This window comes from Maritalea porphyrae (assembly GCF_027213965.1).
Classification (GTDB): Bacteria; Pseudomonadota; Alphaproteobacteria; order Rhizobiales; family Devosiaceae; genus Maritalea; species Maritalea porphyrae_A.
In genome coordinates this window covers 1-264 of record NZ_JAPWGX010000047.1, presented here as the reverse complement: position 1 = coordinate 264, position 264 = coordinate 1, and the positions used below count along the sequence as shown (strand labels likewise).

The window sequence follows — 264 nt, the reverse complement described above, 5'->3', positions numbered from 1 at the left end:
ATACAAAAGCATCGACTCTCCCTACAAATCGGTATTAAAAGCCATCTTGCTAGAAGCTTACTCGTGGGAATACCCGCATACTCAATTGTTAAGCATCGACACTAAACGTCGTTTCTTTGCCCATGAGCCTGATCTCTATGGCATGGATGCGTACTACTTAATGTTGGAAAAAGTAACCCGTTACTTAGAGCGAATTCAAGACGATACACGTTTGGATTTAGTGCGTCGCTGTTTCTATCTCAAAACCCATGAAAAACTATCTCG

Annotated in this window: 1 protein-coding gene; it reads left to right on the top strand. The window is 41.7% G+C overall.

What is annotated here, in order from left to right:
* Positions 1-10: 10 nt before the first annotated feature.
* The coding region (locus O4H47_RS18220; protein ID WP_419719646.1) for a class I adenylate cyclase at positions 11-264 on the top strand (254 nt) is incomplete at its 3' end.